Below are 4,370 nucleotides of genomic sequence, written 5' to 3' on the forward strand. Positions count from 1 at the left end.
TCTTGATCATACCCAAGGGATTCTCTTACGCCCTTTGGCGAAGCCAGTTCACTTTACTATTCGGAAAAGTGCGAAAGTCCGAAATGCGTGGAAGCCCACAAGAATTGAGTCTTGTTTTATATCTTCACTTCAACCGTAAAACGGACTTGACTTTACCTATCAAATAGATTACAATAAAGGTACGAAGTTTAGTGTAGTTTGATAGTCAGTCCTCTGGTTGTCAGACGCACTTTTTATTTAATTGTCAATGATCTCAATTGGTAGGGATTATTATTTTGATTTTTAATATCGCCACCAGCTATATTTACATTTTATCGCTGTTGGCGATAAAAGTCAAGGGATTTTTGAAATTTTTTTAAAAAAATTTGAAGAGGAATAGCTATGGCGTTTGCAGAACGTTTAAAAGAATTACGAAAACAAGCTCACTTAACTCAGGTTGAACTCGCAAAACGATTAGGGATAGGACAGTCTTCCTATGCCGACTGGGAGAGAGGAAAGAAAAATCCTACCCAAGAGAATCTTATTAGACTAGCACAAATTTTGAATGTGTCAGTTGATTATTTAGTTGGAAACTCAGAAGCAAAATCAGAGGCATTAGATAATATTGAATTGCTTTTCCGTATGAACTCAAAGGGATTAACAGAGGAAGAGAAGAAAATCTTTAAGAAGGAGTTGATTGAATTTATGGAAGAAAGAAAAAAATTATTTAGTAAGAGTAAAAGAAAGAATTAAAAAATTAACATATTTAATGACTTATAGAGGATTCAATACTTTTTTTGAGGATAGATTTTATGAATACTGCAGAAATAATTGAAGGTATAAAAAAAGAATATCATGAGATTACTTGGTTTGAACAGGACTTTAAACTTTCGCAAGAAAAGGATAAGTTGTTTGTTGATTATAGTTTTCTAGTGTATTCTGATGAAAATTGGCATGGAAATAAAAAAATTCTAATGATTAGTCAATTTGAAACTTTAAAAAATAAGAAATTAACAAGTAGTGCTAATAAATTGGTTAATAAACTAATAGACTATATTATGATTACGGAAATAACCGATAAGTCTACTAATTTTACAGATACTGACAAGTTATACAATTTTACAGATATTGAGAAGTTAGATGATTTTAATGGTGATGTAAATAAAAAGGATTCTTATTTTTCTATTAAAACAGAGTTTCTCACATTTCATTTTGTTAAAATTTCAGCTATTGAAACTAGTAGCTTTGAAATTATAGAAAATGTAGTTAGTTTCAAAAAATTGGACGATTTTATAAATTGTATAGATATTGGATTTGATCAATGGGATGACTATGGTTATCGACAAACTATGCTTGTTTATATATGGAGAGAACAAATATCATTCCGTATTAATCCTTTGACTGATGAAATAAGACTATATCTATTAGGATACAAAGAAAAACCAAAAGATATAGAAGTTTGTTCGATTGGATCTAATCACTATTATAATTTCTTAAAGAAATATTTAACATTTGATGTTAGAAAAGAATGGTTTGCTAAGACAAATGATTTAGCATTTGATTTAAATAAATTAGATTATTTTGCCAGATTATATGCTGACTATGAAGATTACGATGCTAAAGCTAAAGGGACAAAACCGCCATATGGAAAAGTTCATAATTTTTTTAATAATTCCTTTCTAAGAACTACAACTATAAAGGAAATTAAAGATGTATTTCATCCTTTGACACTATCAGGAACTAATCTAGACGAAATGAATACGGATTCTTCTGAATCGAAAATAAAACGTTCAATTGATAACAAAATTGATAAGATAGAATATCCATTCAGTGAAAAGAATGTTTCTAAGGGGAAACTAATTTTTTATAAGAGAAAAAAATCATATTTGCCAATGAATGTCTATGGAATGGTTGGTGGGAATGGGAATGGCAAAACTTACAAAATAGAAGAAATTATTAGAAGACACGTTAAAAATGATAATAATTTTTCTCAGGTGGTTCATTTTTCACTAAGCCCATTTGATAATGTAATTGAAGTTGATAACATAAAACTGACTGACGTGTATAAAGATAAAGAAGGAAACACTCTTTACGAAAAAGTAGGATTTGTATCTATTAAAAAACCCTTAATAGAAACTGTAATTAGTAAATTAGATTCATTGGAATTAGAGGAAATTAAAAACTATTTTGTTGATAAATATAAAAACAATAAGAAAAAGAAATTACTAGATGATAACAATAAACTATTAAAAGAAAAAATTCATGAAATTAATATTGAAGATAGTTTTCGTTGGTACATTCAGTCTTTAATTCTTGATTTGATTGCATCTAAAGAAAAACTTGAATTATGGGAGGAAGCTTTAGGCTATTTTTCTTTTGAGCCATGGGCACAAAATATTAGAGCAGCTTTTTGTGATAGAAATATTAAATTATCTGATTTCAAAAAGCTAAGCAAACTAAGTTCGGGTCAAGCTACTATTCTACTGTATTTAACTAAACTAGTTTTTTGTGTTAATCAAGGAAGTTTGGTAATATTTGATGAACCTGAAACTTTTATGCACCCACCTATGATCAAGTCTTTCATTAGGGCTGTTTCTGAAATAGTTAATAGAGTAGGAGCTTTTTGTTTAGTTGCAACACATTCGCCTGTAGTTATTCAAGAAATTCCTCATTGTAATGTATATAAGTTGGATTCGAATCATAACATATCATCAATTATTTATAAGACTTATGGGCAAAATTTGGATGCTTTATATAAAAATATATACGGTGTAGAACTACAAAATACAGGATATAATAGCTTGCTTATAGAAAGAGTAAAAGATCCGGAACGTCAAAACAATCCCTTATTATTTAAGACTGATATTCCTTATTTAGGCGATGAAGCTTATTTAAAATATCTGCTCCTTAATGATGAGATATTGGAGTATGAGTTAGAAGAGGATGATTAAATTTGAGAAAAGTTAGTATAGACAATCTACCTACTATTGATAAAATAATCGAAGTTTTGCCAAGTTCTATAGAAGATCAAGATAAACAAAGTCTGAAATCGTACCTGAATAACTTAGATGAAAAATATCAAGAGAAAATTGCTTCAGAATTATATGACATAGATATTGAAAATCTAAATCGACCTACTTTTTTTGATAATGATAAAGCAGAATATTTATACAATAATTATATTCGAAAGGAAGAAAAAAAAGTATTTACTTCATTTCCAACAGTAAAGAATGTCCATAATATTGATATATGCCCGATTTGCGAGGGTGTCCTTTCGACAAAAGTAACATTGGAACACATTATTCCTAAAGGATCTAAAGGAGATTTTCGTTTTGCTATCTTACCTATTAATTTAATTAAATGTTGTGTAGAATGTAACACTTCAAAACATCAAGTAAAATCTGATAATAAAAATAATAGTGAGATTAATCCGTATGCGGTAGATTTTCGAATTGAAGAATATTTTAAAGTTGATTTAGTGGAAAAAAGAGGAGGGATTTCTCCAAGAATTAATTTTTCTTTTCATCAAAATTGTTTCGATAAAAGAATTGAAAATTTTATAGACATCTATAATCTTGAAAAGACTTATAATCATCGCTTAAACTTAGAGTATCAAAAAATCATTTCAACGTTATCCAATAATCCTGAAATTTTTAGAAATACATTACTAAAATGTTATTTAAACAATTTAAAGGAATCATACAAAGTTAATATGGAATATGAGAAAAACAATAGTTTTTATTGGATAGATCAAAATTATTTCGGCTTTCAAATTTGTGATAAATTAATAAATTATTGTCAAAGAAACCAAAACATTCTAGAATGCTTCAGAAGTGATATTAACCGACTACGTTATAATCCCAATGAACTGGTATTTGAAAATAATGACTTTTTTACAGAATTTAAATCTGTAACTAATCAAATTAAATTAATTGAGTTTGTGTTAAGTAATGAAACGGATATAAAAAAATATTTTTATCACTTAAAAAAATATTCAGTAGATTTCAGCTTTCCTAATTTGTACAAAGATGTGGACTCGAATAAAAAAGATATAATTGAAGCTATTCTAAAATACTATCTTGAAACTAATAAAAGTTTCGAAACTTTTGGGGAGAAAATTTCTAATATCCTTGAATAGAAGTCACAACAGAATCAATCTTTTTAAAACTAGGTGGACAATTGTCCACTTTTTTTGTATACTAAACTCAACCAAATTGGTTTGGTTTTGTAATTTATACTTTAGGGAGGTACCGTTCTTTGGATGAATTGTATACAAAAATAAGTAAGTCTACAAAACATGTATTATACCAGTATATGAAGGATAACGATATTTCATTATTAAATTATAATTTCAATTACTTCTTTCAACATTGTATTCAAAAATATAAAAT

Annotated in this window: 3 protein-coding genes; all 3 read left to right on the forward strand. The window is 27.9% G+C overall.

What is annotated here, in order from left to right; all coding sequences use genetic code 11:
- The first annotated feature begins 381 nt into the window (after positions 1-381).
- From ACESR9_RS10105 to ACESR9_RS10115, 3 genes are read left to right on the forward strand one after another with little or no spacing between them, the layout of a single operon-like run.
- Positions 382-732 (forward strand): helix-turn-helix domain-containing protein, encoded by a 351-nt coding sequence (locus ACESR9_RS10105; RefSeq protein WP_371496119.1) that lies wholly within the window; start codon positions 382-384, stop codon positions 730-732.
- A 59-nt stretch (positions 733-791) separates the two neighbouring features.
- Positions 792-2,930, forward strand: a complete 2,139-nt coding sequence (locus ACESR9_RS10110) for an AAA family ATPase (RefSeq protein ID WP_373106429.1) — start codon at positions 792-794, stop codon at positions 2,928-2,930.
- Between the two features lie 2 nt (positions 2,931-2,932).
- Positions 2,933-4,117, forward strand: a complete 1,185-nt coding sequence (locus tag ACESR9_RS10115) for an HNH endonuclease signature motif containing protein (RefSeq protein ID WP_373106431.1) — start codon at positions 2,933-2,935, stop codon at positions 4,115-4,117.
- Positions 4,118-4,370: the final 253 nt, after the last annotated feature.

Source organism: Streptococcus parasanguinis (genome assembly GCF_964238605.1).
GTDB classification, from domain to species: domain Bacteria; phylum Bacillota; class Bacilli; order Lactobacillales; family Streptococcaceae; genus Streptococcus; species Streptococcus parasanguinis_AJ.